Genomic DNA, 15,853 nt, shown 5'->3' with positions numbered 1-15,853 from the left:
ATCGAATGCTTGTTCTTGTTCTTCGAGGCGCCATGCTTCGCCAGGTGGCAATCAAGGACCGTGCCATGTGTGGGGAAGGCGGACGCGGCTGGCATCCGATATGGAGCAGGCATGCGCGGCCGGCTAGGCTAGTGCCAACGCCGCCGAGCCCTGAAGCCAAGGATGCCGCCATGCGAATACGCGCCCGCCGGATGTCACTGGGCCTGATCCTGGCCTGCCTGTGCGTGCTGGCGACTTGGCGCGCCATGTGCGCCGACGCGCTTCAATAGGCGCAGTACACGGGCACGCTGGGGCCGCAGCGCATTGGCCTGATCCTCCGCATGGCCGGCCAGCAACCGGAACCGAGCCGTTACTACTACTTCCGCTACCTCGCTGACATTCCGCTGACGGGCGAACGGCGCGATGGCACGTTCGTCCTGCACGAGCAGGGCGCCACGATGACGCTGCACTTCGTGGGCAACGGCAGCGAGGATGGCAAGCCGCTGGATTTCGACAACAGCGTGGGCCTGGAGGGCAACTGGAGCAACGGCAAGATCACCCTGCCGGTGAAGCTGCAGGGCGGCGGCCTGTTCGCGGCCGCGCCGGAAGGGCATTGGTATCAATCCATCACCGATGAAACGGACGAAGCCTTCGAGGCGCGAACCAAGGGCTTTTGCGCCGCCGTGGCCAAGGGCGACAGCGCATCGGCCGCGCGCTACGTGCATTTTCCGCTGCGCGTGAATCACGGAGCGGAAAGGCACGAGCGGATCCGCGACGCGAAGCAGCTGGCCGCCCAATGGAAGCGGATCTTCACGCCGGCTTATGTGGCGCGCATCGCCGATGCCTCGCCGCACAGCATGGCCATCGTGCAGGGCAACGCCATGCTGGGCGATGGCCTGGCGTTCTTCAGCGACAAGGGTGTGGAAGTCCTCAACCTGCCATGACCGCGGCCTGGCCGCGGATGGCCTCAGGCGAGGATGCCGTGCTCGCGCGCGTAGGCGTACACGTCCAGATCGTTCTTCAGCCCCAACTTGTTCATAGCGTCCATCTTCTGCCGGCTGATGGTCTTGACGCTGCGGTTGAGCTGCCCGGCGATTTCGGTGACGGTGAAGCCCGACGCGAACAGCCGCAGCACTTCGGTTTCGCGCTTGGACAGGGCAGGGCGATCGTCCGCGTGTCCGCCGGGGCCACCCTCGTCGATCAGGTGGGTGATGCTGGTGCTGAGGAACGATCGCCCATGCGACACGGCCTGCACGGCCAGCGTGAGTTCCGATAGCGCATCCGTCTTGCTCATCAGCCCGCGCACGCCGGTGGCGAGGATGGCTTTGAGCACGCCGCCGTTGTTCACCATGGTCAACACGACGATGGGCAAGTCGGGTCGACGGCGTCGGATCATTCCTAACATCTGCAAGCCATCGGCAAGCTGGCCGCCCGGCATGCTGAAGTCGGAAATCAGAAGATCGCAGGGTTGTTTTTCCACGGCGTCGATCAGCTCGAAGGGCGAGCCGACTTCGGCGACGACGTGAGCGTTGCTGCCGTTCTCCAGCAGCGCGCGCACGCCGCTGCGAAAAATGGGATGGTCGTCAGCGAGGATGATGCGTAGGCCCACAGTTTGCCCGTCCCGAATGTCCGTATAGCCAACATAGGGTAGCTGTTCGACTTGCAATACCTTGTAAGGTTGTCCTTACAAAGTGCTTGTAGTCTTCATACAGCGCTCATGAAACTGGCGTGGCAAGACATCATTGGAGTCTGCCCGGTTACCGACAAGCGGATGGCAAGCAGGTCGCAACGCGCCCATTTTAAATCCGCAGAACACCCTTTCGTCATTGCGAAATTTTACTTAGACGCCGATTCACAGGCCTTGCACCCTTTCTCGGCTCTAATCGAACGAGGGTGGCGGCCGCATCTGGCGGTTGCGTGTCGGTTGCGCAGGGGCCTATGGAGTGATTCCCGGCTCCGTGATCCGCAATCGTGTTCCGCGACTTTCCCTCATGTCTCGCGCCCGGCGCCGGGCACGGACGCGCGCACGGGGTTTCCAGGTGTTCCCTTGGCATTCGAACAGGAGTGTTCTCATGCGGCCATGGCCTCGCCAAGCGATATCACCGATCCGGGGACGCCTTCTCTGCACCATGCTCGCCGCGTCGTTCGCACCCACGTTGCTTGCGCAGTCCGCAGCCTCCTCGGACGACCTGAAGGCGCAGATCGCCCAGATGCGCCAGCAGATGGAAGCGCAGCAACAGGCCATGCAGAAGATGCAGCAGCGGCTGGACGAACTAGAGGCCAAGGAATCCGCGCAGGACAAGGTATCGCAGGCGCCGGCAGCGACACCGTCCACGACCGCGAAGCCGCAGGCGCTCGCGACGCCCGTCGTAGCCGCGGCATCCGCCCCGGCGCCATCGACACCGCCGCCCTATCGGCCGCCTTCCGCGCTGGCCGGCGTGGCCGAGCCGCTGCCGGAGGGCTACGTGCGCCTGGGCGACACCGGCAACCTGCTCAAGCTCGATCTGGTCGCGCAGCTCGACACCATGATCGACAGCAAATACCTGGGCTCGGCCGATCTGTTCGTGCCTTCGTCCATTCCGGTGCGCGGGCAGCCGTTCTACGACAGCGGATGGCGCACCAATCTCAGCGCGCGGCAAAGCCTGTTCCGCATGGATTTCCGCCGCGATACCGACTACGGCACGCTCAAGGTTGTCTACAAGAACAACTTCTTCGGCAGCGGCTCGGGCGACATGCCCTACAACCTGCAGTTCTTCTACGGCGAGCTGGACAACCCGTACTACACGCTGCTTGCGGGCTACAACAGCTCGGCATTCACCGACATCGACGTGTTCCCCAACACGCTCGATTACGAAGGTCCCAACTCGTTCACCTTCAAATACGGGCCGCAAATCCGCTTCTCGCCGGTGCTCTATCGCTCGGGCGACAGTAAGCTGACCTTGCCGCTGTCGATGGAAAAGCCGAACGCCGACATCACCAGGATCGGAAACTACACGCCGTACTCGCGCCTGGCCGACTTCACCCTCGGCTTGCGCTGGGAAACACCGCTCTGGCATATCCAGTGGGCCAACCTGTTCCGCGACCTGGGCATGCAGGACGCCACCACGGGTCAGACGCAGCGCACCAGCGCGTTCGCCACGCAATTGACCGGCAGCACCAAGCTGTTCGAGCGGGACAGCGCCCAAGGCTGGTTCAGCAGTGGCCATGGCTATGCCAATTTCCTGCAGGACATCTCCGGCCTGGGGCTGGATGCCGCGTTCACCCGCAGCGGCGTGCTGCGCGCCATACGCGCGCGCGGCTGGGGCCTGGGCTACACGCACGGCTGGACGGACAACCTCAGTTCCAGCGCGTCCTACGGCTACCTGCGTATCAGCCCCTCGACGGACATGCTGATCGACCAGGACCTGCCCAAGAGCACCAAGTTCGCCTCGCTCAACCTGGCCTGGCAGTTCAGCCAGCGCGCCATGCTCGGCATCGAATACCTGTGGGGCCAGAACATTTCGCTGGAAGACCTGCGAGGGCAGGGGCAGCGCGTGCAGACCACCCTGCGCTACGACCTCAACCCCTGACGCGCGCCCGGCAGCGGTGCCCGCGGCTAGATGCGGGAGCATCAGCTCTTTGCTGGCCTGCCGCATGCCGGGTGATTCCGCCTCCGCCGCCGTTGCACCGATCCCGCCATTCCCGCCGTTCCTGTCTGGTCAGGTGCCGATGCTGCACCGCGGAAGCGTCGCAAATTCATGCGTTTAGGGCCGTGACCTTTGCCATGCGAGCGCTGGCGGAACCCTATGTAAGCTCGCGGCAAGCATCCCCGGCACGTCATGCCACCGGTTATCCCCACGGCCGGTGCCTTCCCCATGGCGGAGCGGACGAAAAGGAGTTCCTCATGGCAGTACTCGTCGGAATCTATGTGATTCAGGGCGACGCCTTTGACGTCGTGCGCGACGGCAAGACGTTCTGGGTCGGCACATGGACGCTCTACCGCTCCCCGGCCATGAACCGCACCGATTGGCAGTTCCTGACCGGTGGCGAGACGTCGATGACCTTCGCCACGCCGGCGCTGGCCGTGGCAGCTGCCGAGGAAGAAGGCGTGGCCTTTGCCCGCCTGCTGCAGGGCGACGACGGCCTGGAGCCCATGCCCTGGGAGGCCGTGCCAGCCGTCGAAACCTATGCACCCCGGCGAACCTTCGCCGGCGGCCGGTGCTGAACCCGGTGGCATAGCGGTGGACGCCCGGGCTGGTGCCGGGCGTCTTGACCCATAATGAGCATCCACGGCCACGTGCCGGGAATGTGGAAGGCGTAGGGCCGACGATGGCGCGCACCCTGCTAGCGCTGCTGGTGCCGGAAGCGGAGCCGGTCGTCGGCAGCTTCCGCGAGCAGTACGACCCCGCCGCCCGCCGCGGGCTCGGCGCGCACATCACGCTGATCTACCCCTTTATCGACAGCGAACTGCTGACCCCCGGCCTGCTGGCGCGCGTGCGCGAGGTGGCCGCCGACCTGCCCGCGCCGATGTTTCGCCTGGAAGAGGTTCGCACGTTTCCCTCCGTGGTGTGGCTGGCCCCCGAGCCTGCACGCTCCATTGCGCAGATCGCCTCGGCGCTGGAGCGTGCCTTTCCCGATCATCCCAAGGGCGGCGGTGCCTTCCCCGAATACGTGCCCCATCTTTCCGTGGCACGGCAGGTTCGGCAGGAGCAGGCGGTGCTGATCAACGAGCTCGAAGCGCGCATCGCGGATCACGGGCCGATATACGCGTGGTGCGAAACCATGACGCTGCTGGTGAGCGAAAACCGCCGATGGCGGGAGCTGGCGAGCTTTCCGTTCCTGTACTGATCACGACAAGGAGTTTCCATGGCCAGCCCCACCAGCGATGCCGACATCATCCAGAACGCCTACGCGCAGCGCCTGCAGGCCTTGTTCGACAACTACGTTGACGTGGCGCCCTCCGACCCGGACGGTGCGAAAGCCAAGTTCGTCGCAGGCGTGACTTTTCTGCGTGGCGTGCGCGCCGCGGCCTTGCAGGCGCTCCCGGCGGACAGCGTGCCGCTCGGCGCCAGAACGATGCGGCAGGGCAGTGCGCGAAAAGCCGCCACCAAGAAGAAGGCGCGATGACGCAGCGGCGATGTCGTCGAGAGCGAAGAGCTACGACATCGCGAGCGGTAAAACATCGTGACATCGAGTGGTAGAACTACGCGACACGTCGGAAAACCACTGGTTTTCCCGGGTGCGCGCCATTTGAGAAACGTCCCCTGTTTTCACGTGTTCGTGGCTCTCTACTATTTACCCTAGCTGCGTTGATGATCGTTGCCGCCCGAAAACCTCAGGTCATGAGACACCTTCCGGTTGGCAGTCATGCCTCTTTACTTGGCCGGCGTTTCGGCGTGGGGCCGCTGTTTCGCCTCATCGCTGTAGGAGGCGAGTCGGACAAAGTCCTTCTTCGTCGCATCACTGGTGTTTGTGCAGAGACTCGCTGAGTTGCGGGAGAACGTCATGACCGAGAATCCATCATTGCGGGAGTTTTCCGTCGTGCTGTGCGCCGATGGAGACAGCGTGGTCGCCGCGGACACCCATGTCGACGAAGCGCCCGACCTGCTCGAAGAAGACATCGCCAACCTCAGCCAGGCCTCCGTGGCGTGGCGCAGGCCCTATGCCGACGGCGAGCGCGTCGAAGTGGCCGACGTGGAAGAGGTCGAATGGCTGGAGCGGGAATCCGCCCTTGCGGTAGTGCGGGAGCTGTACAGCTTCGGCCACGGCGCCAGGCTGTATTTCCACGCCCCCGATCTCACCTTCTACGCCGCGCTCTACATGGACGAGCTGGTGTGGCGCGCGGTCAAGTCGACGGAGTTCGAACTGGCCGAAAAGGCCTTCGAGGAATTCGTCCTGCAGGTCAACAGCCGCGCGCGTGCCGAAGTGCGGCGCGTGCAGCTGGAAGCCCGGAACGTGCAGCTGAAGCGCCACATCACCGAGGCGGAGGCCAGGGTGGAGCGCCTGCGCGTGAACATGCAGCGCAACGCCGTGCAGAAGCAGCGGGCGATGGAGCGCGACAACAGCCTGCGCAACGACATAAAGCAGCTGGAAGCCACGCGCGTGCAGGCGCAGCTGCACGCCAACCGCACGCTTCGCCAGATCGGCCAGCTTTACTCCAACTGCGCCGCGCAACTGCCGCGTCCGCGCAGCACCAGTTCGGCGTTCCGCCGGCGCTGAGCCACGCATCACGCTGCTCGCCGGCTTGGCAATGCGCGGCCTGGGCAATCTTCCGCCACCATCCTGAGGTGTGGCGCATCGCCATGCGGGCCGATGCGCCACAGGGGCGGATCATCGAACGTTGAAGTCACCCTTCGCCCGTGACCGGGCATCCCGGCATGTCGTCGAAACCCTGGTGTTTGCCTCCGTGGGTAGATTCGTCGCGCGCCAGACATGGCAGCGCCTGCGCTTTGTCGACGCAACGACGCACGAAGCAGCTTCGACCGTATCCTCGCGGCCGCTGAATGATCGGGATATCGGGTGACGTGCCGAAGGGGGACTAAGGCGGGCGCAAACGTGCCGTATGATCAGGCGTAGCCATGATCAACTCCTGGTTAGTTGTTGATGGTCAGTGGGTCGTATGGGCTCCACCCCATGCGGCCCGCGCTACTCACAGCACACTCGCTGCGGCCGCTTGCATGGCCCCAAGAAAGACAGCGCAAGCGACGCCACTACAGTAGCAAACGTTCAATCCATCCATTGTCAGGGTTTTGCCCAACGAATTGCGCGAAAAAAGAGCGCGTGCGCGGCGCGGCGCCTGTTCGACATGCACGCGTCACATCGAATGCGGTTAACAGGCATTTTCCTAGGGAAATGGAGCACGTCCAGGTTGTGCTCGCCGCCATCTTCCATGTCGCGCATCGGCCAGGGCGTAACCCGACGCCGATGCCCGGGAACGCGCGATGCGCTTACCAGCGCATGCCTTCAAACAGATTCCAGCCGTTGTCGCCGCGACGCTCCTTCAGAAAGTAGGAGTAATTGGCGGTCAGCCCAAACAGGAACGCCAGGCCAAAACCCACACCGCGGGAAAGGATATTGCCCACGCTGTCGGGCAGCAGGCTCACCACGATGCCCACCGCGACGGCGATGCCAAACGCCACCAGCGCCCTGCGCCACATGCCCACCGCCAGGAAATAGAACGGCCCGAACAACCACGCCAGCCAGTTGAAGGTGATCTTCCGGCGCTGGCCGCTGGGCAGACCCTTCAACGCCTCCTTGAAGCCCGGGCTGTTGGGCGCGCCATGCTGTTCAAAGAAAGCGAAACGTTCCTGCCATTTCTGCGGATAGGTGGTCGTGCTCGTCGCATCCATGAGTGAAGTCCTGTCGATAGGGAAGTCGGGAGGGCCGTAGCCGGCCGGCGCGAATTTAAGAATTGTCCGAGTGGGCGCCACTATCGATGGATGGACGCAAATGGACTAGTCGACGCTTCCCTGACGACGCGTGGTGATCGACTCACATCGTTGTAGGAGATTGCTTACATACGAGTTGGTATGGCTGACTTGCCAAGGGCACGGCGTTTGGATTCAGACCCATCCGGTGGAGCCGCTCGCGCCCGCTTCATAGGATGTCGGCGTTGCTGGCGAACGCCGGGAAATATCGGTGTGACGCAAGCGTTGCAGGCGCCGCCTTTTCCGATCGGCATAAAGGGTGCGATATCGAGCCGCCGCGCGGCAGTCACTTTTCGTCCAGCACATCCGCAGGCAAGCGGTTTTGGCTTGCCCTTGTCGAGGAAAGGCGCATGGACGAAAGCAAGAAACGACATCACAAGATCATCACCGCTGTCGTCGCCGCGCTGCTGTTGGTCGTGCTGATAGCCCTGTGGTTCGGATGGCACCGGACAGAGCAGGCGGCGGATGTGCCCGCGCCTCCGGGCACGGCCTTCACTTATGAGTACGTCAAGCCCCGCAGCCCCAAGCTCGTGCCGACGTACGACTTGGTGAGCAAGCAGAATGTCTTCGCCCTCATGCCTGAAATCCACGCGGTGGACCGCGCATTTCTCGTGCCGCAGACCATTCATTTCGTCGCCGCGGAATGCGGGGAGGCCAATGCGTTCTATTCGCCACCCAAGGCCGAGGTGGTGCTTTGCTATGAACTGGTCGACGACATCCTCAGCAAGGCAAAGAAGACCGCCAAGGAGCAGAAGCTCGACGATGCGTTCGTCAGCGACTACGTCTACGGTGCGCTGCGTTTCATCCTTCTGCACGAGCTGGGTCACGCCATGATCGACCAGCTCCAACTGCCCATCACCGGGCGAGAGGAAACCGCCGCCGACGAATTCGCCGCCGTGCTTCTTCTTCAATACCTCGATTGGGGCGAATCGCGCGGTGGCGTGGAGAGCAGCCTGCATTACGCCGGCGTCTATCTGGCGGGCGAAGCCGGAAAGCATGATGTATCGGAGTTTGCAGACGAGCATGAAATAGGCGAGCAGCGCTATTTCAACCTGCTATGCATTGTCTATGGCAGTGACCCGTCCGGCTTTCTCGATCTTGTGACCGAACAAGGTCTTCCCAAGGAAAGGGCTGACACGTGCCCTGCCTACACCAGGCGCGTGATGACTTCATGGTACGAGCTTCTGAGCCCGCATATGGCCAAGAAGTATCAGAGCACGCGCCAGGAGTGGCTGGAGCAGGGCATCAAAGGCCGCCAGGCGCAGGACAAGAACGTGGATCAATACCTACGTTGATCGATGCTTCCTGATCAGGCGAGGCACGACGTGCGTTTCCACGCACGCGTTCGTTGAACGAACAGAGGTGAGGAGGAGTAATCATGAAATCATCCAGCACATTGCGCTATCTGCTTCCGCTGCTCCTTGCATGGAGCACGCTGGGCTTGGCTCAAACCGCGGACTCAGCCGCGCCCGCCACCACTGCCGCTGCATCCACATCAAAGAATGCGCCGAAACCCCACAAGAAGGGCTTCCTGACGCCCGTGAACCAGGCGCCGCCTGCGTCGGCGAAGGAGGTCCCCAAATCGGTAAGTCAGTCGATGAAGTCCGTCTTCGACAAGGCGGATACCGACAAGGCCACCAATACAACGACAACGGCCGTGCCGGGCTCGTTCACGGCGGTTCGCCCCAACAGCACGCGCTGTCCCAGCGCATCGCCGGACAACACCGCGTGCAGCGCCGTCGACGGCATCCTCACTGCGAACGAAAACCGCCGCATGGACAACAACGACACCCACCCCGATCCGGCACTCCAGCGCGTCTACGGTGCCGGCGGCTCGCCCGGCAGTTCCAACGGTGTCATCGCAAAAATGCGCCACGCCCGGCCAGAACAAGGGACCATCGCCCCGCGACGGTTCTTGCTGGGCACCCGAGCCCGAGGCGTCGCACTGAATCGCCGCGGAAACCCGGCTTCGGTCTGCAAGTGCCCTACGGTGAACCGACAACGAAACGGGACAGAGTGTGCGGGCTTCCATGGGTTCCGATCGAACCGGGTGGCACACGTCGGGCAACAAAAACCCGCTTTTCAGCGGGTTTCTGTGTCTTCGTGGGTCTCGGTGGTAGTGCCTGAAACCCTTGACTGGTACCGGTGATAGGACTCGAACCTACACTCTGTCGCCAGAAGCGGATTTTGAGTCCGCCGCGTCTACCATTCCGCCACACCGGCATTGCAAGCGGGACATTATGCCGGGTTCAGTGGACGGGGTCGAGCCCCAGTTGGCGGTCGGTGCGCTGGTACTGGTTGTGGCCCAGGGGCTGGAACACGGCGCAGTGGGTCATGGGGCCGGAGTAGATGTGCAGGCTCACGGCGACGGCGTCGTCGCTGGGGTTGCGGATGGTGTGGTATTCGTGGGGCGGGATCAGGCTGCCGGCGGAGCCGGGGCCGGCCTGGATGGAGCCCACGGGCTGGAAGCAGTAGTGGCCGTTCTCGTCGGCCAGGCGCTCGTACTGGACCACTTCCAGCGCGCCGCTCCAGACGCCTTCCACGCACCACATGCCGCAATGATCGTGGATGGGGGTGCCCTGGCCGGGGCCCCAGGTCATGGCGACCACGCAGTAGCCGTGCTCTTCGCTGCGGTACAGCTCGCGGCGGGCGTAGCGGCCCTCGGCCGTTTCGAACACGCAGTCGGGAAGCTTCACTTGCTGGCCGCGGATAAGCGCGCACAGGCTGTTGCGCAGGCTGTCGGTGACGGCGCGGGTGTTGTCCTGCGACACGGCGTGGTCGATGGCGTCGATCAGTTGGCGGGAGCCGGGGAAATCCAGGGTGAGCATGGCGTTCTCGGTAAGTCGTGCAGCCGGGCCATCTTAGCAGCGCCGGCCGCGGGGTGCTGTCGGGCCGTTCAGAGTCGGCCGAGAAAGCCGCCGATGGCGCGGCTGTAGTTGGGAATGTCGACCAGGAAGGCGTCGTGGCCCTGCGGGGAATCCAGCGCCACGAAGTCCACGGCGGCGCCCGCGGCGCGCAGGCCGTCGGCGATCTGCTCCTGCTGTTCCAGCGGAAACAGGATGTCGGTGCTCACGCCGATCACCATGGCCTTTTCGATGCGGATGCGCTTCAGGCCTTCCATCACGCTGCCATTGCCGTATTCGCTGATGTCGAACCAGTCGCTGGCGCGCGAGAGATAGAGGTAGCTGTTGGGGTCGAAGGTGTGCACGAAACGCTGGGCGTGACCTTCCAGGTACGACTCCACTTCGAATTCGTGGCCGAACGGGTTGTCGTCGCGTTGCTCCGGGTCGAGGCGGATGCGCGCGAAGCGGCCGTTCCATTCCATGGCGGAGCGATAGGTGATCACGCCGAGCTTGCGCGCGATGCTCATGCCGTCGGTGGGGTAGTCGGTGTCGCTGTACTGGCCCTGGTTCCAGTGCGGATCGAGGCGGATGGCTTCGCGTTGCAGGGAGCGGATGGCGATGGCGAACGGCTGCGCCTGCGGCGCGGTATCTACGCTGATGTGCGCGCGCACGCTGCCCGGGTGCAGCACCATGTAGGCCAGCGCGCTCATGCCGCCCATGGAGCAGCCGATAAGGCAGGCCAGTTGCTCGATGCCCAGGCTGCGCACGGCGACGTGCGCGGCATTGGCCACGTCTTCCAGCGAGAGTTCGGGAAAGTCGAGCCGGTACGGCTCGCCGGTGGCCGGGTTGATCGACGCGGCGCAGGTCGAGCCTTTGTCGCTGCCCAGCGAGTTCACGCAGATGACGAACCAGCGCGAGGTGTCGATGGCCTTGCCGGGGCCGATCATCGCCTCCCACCAACCCGGCGAGGGATCGTCCGCGTTGGATGCCGCATGCGCGCTGGGCGAGAGGCCGGTGAGCAGCAGCACGGCGTTGTCGCGTGCCTCGTTCAATGTGCCCCAGGTTTCGTACGCCACGCGGGCTTGGTGCAGCTCGCCGCCGCGCTTCATGGCGAAGGGCGAGGGCAGGGCGCAATACCTGCGGGCGTCGTGTGTCATCAGTGAACCTTGTCGATGCTGATGCGGATGGGCGTGTGCGTGTTCACATCGACCACGCCGGCATCGCCTTCCAGGTCGCCCGGCTGGGCGATGGCCTGGCCGCTCTTGCTGATGCGGGCGCCGACGAACACGCGCGACGCCGAGGATAGTTTGAGTTGCGGCGTCATGCCCATCCCGTCGTTGAGGGTGACCGTGGCGGGCAGGGCGGAGGCGTCCAGTTTCGCCACGGCCAGCGGCATCGGCGGGCCCTGTTCGGCGCGGGCGTAGACGAACAAAGTGTCGCCCGGCGCGAGCTTGTCCTTCAGCGAGGGCGACAGCGCGACCTGCACCTGCAGCGACGGCTGCGCGGCTTCCGCGGTGGGCGTTTCCGGCGCGGTCTTGCCGCCGTTGGCGCGGGCCTCGGCCACGGCGATCTGCTCCTGCACGGCCTTGGCCACGTTGGAGCCGGGATCGAGCTGCGGTTGCAGCGTGCGCCAGGTGGCGGCCGCTTCCGCGTACTGGTCGTGCTGGAACTGGCTGATGCCGAGCAGCCACAGTCCGCGCTGGCTTTGCGGGTCGATCTTCACCGCGCGCTCCAGCAGTTCCTGCGCGCGTCCTTCGATGCGGTGGTCTTCGCGCAGCAGCGAATCGGCCTCGGCCCAGCCGACCATGGCGACGCTGTTGTCCTGGTCGAGCTTGAGCGCGTGATCGTAGGCGTCGCGTGCGTCGGCGGCCTTGTGCATCACGCTGTAGGTCTGGCCCAGCAGCATCCAGCCTTGCAGGTCGTCCGGCTTCTGCGTGAGATGGGTTTTCAGTTCAGCCACGGCCTGGTCGATGCTCATGCCGGCGTCGGCCTTGGGCACGCCATCCAGCGCCACGGGCGTACCCACGGCGAGGTAAAGCCCGATGGCGGCGACGGGCAGGCAGAACGCCACGAGCATGGCCAGCGCGAACACGCCGCGCGGGCGGCCCTGCTGGCGTCCGTGGCGCACCAGCGGCCACAACACGAGGAGCAGCGCCGCGACGATCATCGACGCGGTGATCAGATAAAAAGCCAGCCTCACCAGTCGTCCCCTTCATCGGCCGGTCTGTCGTCCATGGCGGCGTTGGCCGGGCGCGCGCGCCGGCGCACCGTGACCACGACCACCGCCGCACCGGCCAGCAAGATCACCAACGGCCCGAACCACAACAGCAGCGTGCTGCCCTGCACCGGCGGGTCGTACAACACGAAATCGGAATAACGGTCGACGAGGTATTGCTTGATCTCCTCGTCGCTCTTGCCCTGCTGCATCAGGTTGAACACTTCGTGCCGCAGGTCGCGCGCAAGGTCGGCGTTGGAGTCGGCCAGGTTTTCGTTCTGGCATACCAGGCAGCGCAGTTCACGCGTCAGGTTCTGGAAGCGCACTTCCTGCGCGTGATCCTTGAAGGGCAGCGGGTCGATGGCCTGTGCGATGGCGATACAGGCGAACAGGCACATCGACACCAGCAGGAGCACGCGCCTCATGGCGACTCCTTCGCCAGGGCGGCGATGGCGGGTTTGAGTTCCTTCTCGATGGCTTCGGGCGTCAACGGGCCGATGCGCTTGTAGCGGATGATGCCCTTGCCATCGACGAGGAAGCTCTCCGGCGCACCGTACACGCCGAAGTCGATGGCAGTGCGGCCCTCGCGATCCACGATGACCATGTTGTATGGGTTGCCGTGCTGCGCCAGCCAGTTCTTCGCGTCGCTGGCGTCGTCCTTGTAGTTGTAGCCGATGACGGGCACGCCGATGGATTTGCCCTGGGCCATCAGCACCGGATGCTCCTCGCCGCAGGCGACGCACCAGCTGGCGAACACGTTGATGAGATAGGGCTTGCCGAGCAATGCATCGCGGCTCACGGTCTGCGCGGGGTCGTCCAGCTTGGGCAGCACGAAGGCGGGCGCCGGCTTGTTGATCAGGGGCGAAGGCACTTCGCGTTGATCGTGCTGCGTGTTCCACCAGATGCCGAAGCCAAACAGCGCGACCAGCAGCAGGAAGCCGAAGAAGGGAATCAAGCGGCTCATGCGCGCGACTCCTGCAAGGCGGCAGCGGGCACCGCTTCCGTCTCCGCTATGCGCTTGGTGCGGAAGCGGCGATCCGCGGCGGCGAAGAAACCGCCCAGCATCATCAGCAGGCCGCCGGCCCAGATCCAGCGCACGAAGGGCTTGTCGTACAGGCGCAACGCCCAGGCGCCTTCCGGCTGCTTGGGATCCATCGGTTCGCCCAGCGCCACGTACAGGTCGCGGAACAGGCCGGGGTTGATGGCCGACTCGGTCTGCACCTGGCCGCGCGAATAGGTGCGCTTCTGCGGGTGCATCACGGCCACTTCGCTGCCGTTGCGCAGCACGGTGATGGTGCCCTGGTCGCCTTCCCAATTCGGGCCCCGCGTGTGCTGCACGCCATCGAAGCGGAACTGGTAGCCGCCGATGCTTTCCGTCTGGCTCGGCGCCACGCGCACGTCGCGTTCCACGCTCAGCGCATTGGTGAGCAGCACGCCGGCAAGGAACACGCCCACGCCGAAATGCGCGAGCAGCATGCCGGCCATCTCCGCCGGGTAGCGACGGCCCGCCGGCATCTCGCGCCAGCGCTTGAGCACGTAGAGCAGGGTGCCGAAGCCGCACCACACTGCCGCTGCGGTGCCGGCGATGGCCTTGGCTTCGCCGCCGGTGGCGAGGGCCGCGACGATGGCGCAGGCAACCGCCGCGAGGCCCGCGCGCCACAGCACCTTCTTCAGCACCGGCACGTCGCTCTTGCCCCAGCGCAGGTACGGGCCGAACGGCAGCAGCAGCACCACCGGAATCATCAGCAGGGTGAACAGGAAACCGAAGTAGGGCGGCCCCACCGAAATCTTGCCCAGGTTCAGCGCATCGCCCAGCAGCGGAAACAGCGTGCCCAGCAGCACCATGGCCGCCGCCACGGTAAGCATCAGGTTGCCGATCAGGATGGCGGTTTCACGCGAGACCACGCTGAAGGGTTTGCCGCCCGCCACCTTCGGTGCGCGCATGGCGTACAGCAGCAGCGAGCCGCCGACCACCACGGCGAGGAAGCACAGGATGAACAGGCCGCGGCGCGGATCGGAGGCGAACGCATGCACCGAGGTGAGCACGCCCGAGCGCACCAGGAAGGTGCCGAGCAGCGACAGCGAGAACGCGAAGATGGACAGCAGGATGGTCCACGCGCGCAGGCCGCCGCGTTTCTCCGTCACTGCCTGCGCGTGGATTAGCGCCGCACCGACCAGCCACGGCATGAAGCTGGCGTTTTCCACTGGATCCCAGAACCACCAGCCGCCCCAGCCGAGTTCCGCATAGGCCCACCAACTGCCCGCGACGATGCCGGCGGAAAGAAAACCCCAGGCCACATTGGTCCACGGACGCGCCCAGCGCACCCACGCCTGCTCCAGTTCGCCGCCGAGCAAGGCCGCGATGGAGAAGGCGAACGCCACCGAGAAGCCGACGTAGCCCATGTAGAGCACCGGCGGGTGGAAGGTCATGCCCGGGTCCTGCAATACCGGGTTCAGGTCGCCGCCATCCGGCGGCATCGGCAGCAGGCGTGCGAACGGGTTGGAGGTGAAGATGATGAAGGCGAGAAAGCCCACGGCGACCAGGCCGAGCACGCCGAGCACGCGCGCCACGAATACCTCGGGCAGGTTGCGGCTGAGCGTGGCGAGCGCGAGCGTCCACAGGTTGAGGATGAAGATCCACAGCAGCAGCGAACCCTCGTGCGCGCCCCACACGGCGGCGATGCGGTAGTACCAGGGCAGCGCCAGGTTGGAGTTGTCGGCGACGTACTGCACGGAGAAGTCGAACGACAGGAAGGCCAACACCAGCAGCACGAAAGCCAGCGTGACGAACACGGCCTGCCCCGCCGCGGCGGGCCGCGCGATGGCCATCAGCGCGCGGTTGCCGCGCCAGGCACCGATCAGCGGCAGCACACCCTGCGCGAAGGCGAGCAGCAGCGCGAGGATCAGCGCGAGTTGACCGAGTTCGGGCGTCATTGCGGCTTGTCCTGTCCGGCTTCCTCGTTCACGTGCTTGCCCTCGTGGGCCTTGGCCATGGCGTCCTTCAGCTCCTTGGGCATGTAGGTTTCGTCATGCTTGGCCAGCACTTCGGTGGCCATGAAGCGGGCGTTGTCCATGTGGCCGGTGGCGATCACGGATTGGTTGTCACGAAACAGGTCCGGCAGGATGCCGTTGTATTCCACCGGCATCGAGCCGCTGGCATCGACCACGGTGAAGGTGACCTTGAGCGAATCGTTGCTGCGCTGGATAGAGCCGGCCTTCACCATGCCGCCGAGGCGGAAGGTCTTGTAGCCGTTCGCTTGCCCCGTCTGCACCTGGCTCGGCGTGAACAGGTAGTTCATGTTCTGCTGCAGGGCGAACACGATCAGGCCCACGGCCACGGCCGCCGCGGCGACGATGAGCAGGACGATGGTGAGCCGGCGCTTGCGTGTAGGGTTCATGCTCATTCGCGT

The 15,853-nt window shown here is 64.8% G+C and carries 17 protein-coding genes and 1 tRNA gene; 8 read left to right on the top strand and 10 right to left on the bottom strand.

Going from position 1 to position 15,853, the window contains the following annotated elements:
- Positions 1–320 precede the first annotated feature (320 nt).
- Positions 321–923 (top strand): hypothetical protein, encoded by a 603-nt coding sequence (locus BDW41_RS05845; protein ID WP_074550786.1) that lies wholly within the window; start codon positions 321–323, stop codon positions 921–923.
- 23 nt (positions 924–946) lie between these two features.
- Here the strand turns inward: BDW41_RS05845 and BDW41_RS05840 are convergent, their stop codons facing one another.
- A complete protein-coding gene (locus BDW41_RS05840) occupies positions 947–1,588 on the bottom strand; it encodes a response regulator (protein ID WP_074550789.1) in 642 nt (213 codons plus the stop codon).
- A 463-nt stretch (positions 1,589–2,051) separates the two neighbouring features.
- Between BDW41_RS05840 and BDW41_RS05835 the strand changes: the two genes are divergently transcribed.
- From BDW41_RS05835 to BDW41_RS05815, 5 genes are all read left to right on the top strand, one after another.
- Positions 2,052–3,548 (top strand): DcaP family trimeric outer membrane transporter, encoded by a 1,497-nt coding sequence (locus BDW41_RS05835; RefSeq protein WP_233496779.1) that lies wholly within the window; start codon positions 2,052–2,054, stop codon positions 3,546–3,548.
- A 314-nt stretch (positions 3,549–3,862) separates the two neighbouring features.
- Positions 3,863–4,183, top strand: a complete 321-nt coding sequence (locus BDW41_RS05830; protein WP_074550795.1) for a hypothetical protein — start codon at positions 3,863–3,865, stop codon at positions 4,181–4,183.
- Positions 4,184–4,287: 104 nt separating this feature from the next.
- Positions 4,288–4,806: a 2'-5' RNA ligase family protein gene (locus tag BDW41_RS05825; protein WP_074550798.1), complete on the top strand. Its 519-nt coding sequence runs from the start codon at positions 4,288–4,290 to the stop codon at positions 4,804–4,806.
- A gap of 18 nt (positions 4,807–4,824) precedes the next feature.
- Entirely contained in the window at positions 4,825–5,085 is a 261-nt protein-coding gene (locus BDW41_RS05820) for a hypothetical protein (RefSeq protein ID WP_074550802.1), read from the top strand.
- A gap of 378 nt (positions 5,086–5,463) precedes the next feature.
- Positions 5,464–6,177 carry a DUF2968 domain-containing protein gene (locus BDW41_RS05815; protein ID WP_074550804.1) on the top strand — a complete coding sequence of 238 codons (714 nt, stop codon included), beginning with the start codon at positions 5,464–5,466 and terminating at the stop codon, positions 6,175–6,177.
- Positions 6,178–6,905: 728 nt separating this feature from the next.
- Here the strand turns inward: BDW41_RS05815 and BDW41_RS05810 are convergent.
- Positions 6,906–7,307: a DUF2628 domain-containing protein gene (locus BDW41_RS05810; protein ID WP_074550807.1), complete on the bottom strand. Its 402-nt coding sequence runs from the start codon at positions 7,305–7,307 to the stop codon at positions 6,906–6,908.
- A gap of 428 nt (positions 7,308–7,735) precedes the next feature.
- Between BDW41_RS05810 and BDW41_RS05805 the strand changes: the two genes are divergently transcribed.
- Together BDW41_RS05805 and BDW41_RS22955 are read left to right on the top strand one after the other, a co-directional pair.
- The gene (locus BDW41_RS05805) at positions 7,736–8,680 is read left to right on the top strand and encodes a DUF4344 domain-containing metallopeptidase (RefSeq protein WP_074550809.1); all 945 of its coding nucleotides are present in this window, start codon (positions 7,736–7,738) and stop codon (positions 8,678–8,680) included.
- An 83-nt stretch (positions 8,681–8,763) separates the two neighbouring features.
- On the top strand, positions 8,764–9,534 hold the full coding sequence (locus BDW41_RS22955) for a hypothetical protein (RefSeq protein ID WP_146217311.1): 771 nt from the start codon (positions 8,764–8,766) through the stop codon (positions 9,532–9,534).
- Here BDW41_RS22955 and BDW41_RS05795 read toward each other — a convergent pair.
- The 8 genes from BDW41_RS05795 to ccmE form a co-directional block, all read right to left on the bottom strand.
- Positions 9,523–9,608: transfer RNA gene (locus BDW41_RS05795), tRNA-Leu, on the bottom strand. The two genes, BDW41_RS22955 and BDW41_RS05795, sit on opposite strands and share 12 nt — an antisense overlap.
- 26 nt (positions 9,609–9,634) lie before the next feature.
- The gene (locus BDW41_RS05790; protein ID WP_074550813.1) at positions 9,635–10,213 is read right to left on the bottom strand and encodes a cysteine dioxygenase family protein; all 579 of its coding nucleotides are present in this window, start codon (positions 10,211–10,213) and stop codon (positions 9,635–9,637) included.
- A gap of 68 nt (positions 10,214–10,281) precedes the next feature.
- On the bottom strand, positions 10,282–11,385 hold the full coding sequence (locus BDW41_RS05785) for a homoserine O-acetyltransferase (RefSeq protein ID WP_074550814.1): 1,104 nt from the start codon (positions 11,383–11,385) through the stop codon (positions 10,282–10,284).
- On the bottom strand, positions 11,385–12,428 hold the full coding sequence (locus BDW41_RS05780) for a tetratricopeptide repeat protein (protein WP_074550816.1): 1,044 nt from the start codon (positions 12,426–12,428) through the stop codon (positions 11,385–11,387). Before BDW41_RS05780 ends, BDW41_RS05785 begins: the two co-directional genes overlap by 1 nt.
- Complete coding sequence (locus BDW41_RS05775; RefSeq protein ID WP_074550818.1) at positions 12,425–12,868, bottom strand: cytochrome c-type biogenesis protein; 444 nt, start codon at positions 12,866–12,868, stop codon at positions 12,425–12,427. Before BDW41_RS05775 ends, BDW41_RS05780 begins: the two co-directional genes overlap by 4 nt.
- On the bottom strand, positions 12,865–13,407 hold the full coding sequence (locus BDW41_RS05770) for a DsbE family thiol:disulfide interchange protein (protein WP_074550820.1): 543 nt from the start codon (positions 13,405–13,407) through the stop codon (positions 12,865–12,867). Before BDW41_RS05770 ends, BDW41_RS05775 begins: the two co-directional genes overlap by 4 nt.
- Positions 13,404–15,377, bottom strand: a complete 1,974-nt coding sequence (locus BDW41_RS05765; protein ID WP_074550821.1) for a heme lyase CcmF/NrfE family subunit — start codon at positions 15,375–15,377, stop codon at positions 13,404–13,406. The genes BDW41_RS05770 and BDW41_RS05765 overlap by 4 nt, the downstream gene beginning before the upstream one ends.
- The gene (gene ccmE, locus BDW41_RS05760) at positions 15,374–15,841 is read right to left on the bottom strand and encodes a cytochrome c maturation protein CcmE (protein WP_199535279.1); all 468 of its coding nucleotides are present in this window, start codon (positions 15,839–15,841) and stop codon (positions 15,374–15,376) included. Before ccmE ends, BDW41_RS05765 begins: the two co-directional genes overlap by 4 nt.
- Between the last annotated feature and the right edge of the window lie 12 nt (positions 15,842–15,853).

It is taken from the genome of Dyella sp. AtDHG13 (genome assembly GCF_003201105.1).
Classification (GTDB): domain Bacteria; phylum Pseudomonadota; class Gammaproteobacteria; order Xanthomonadales; family Rhodanobacteraceae; genus Dyella; species Dyella jiangningensis_B.
The sequence above is the reverse complement of the archived record's forward strand: the minus strand, read 5'-3'. Positions and strand labels throughout refer to the sequence as shown.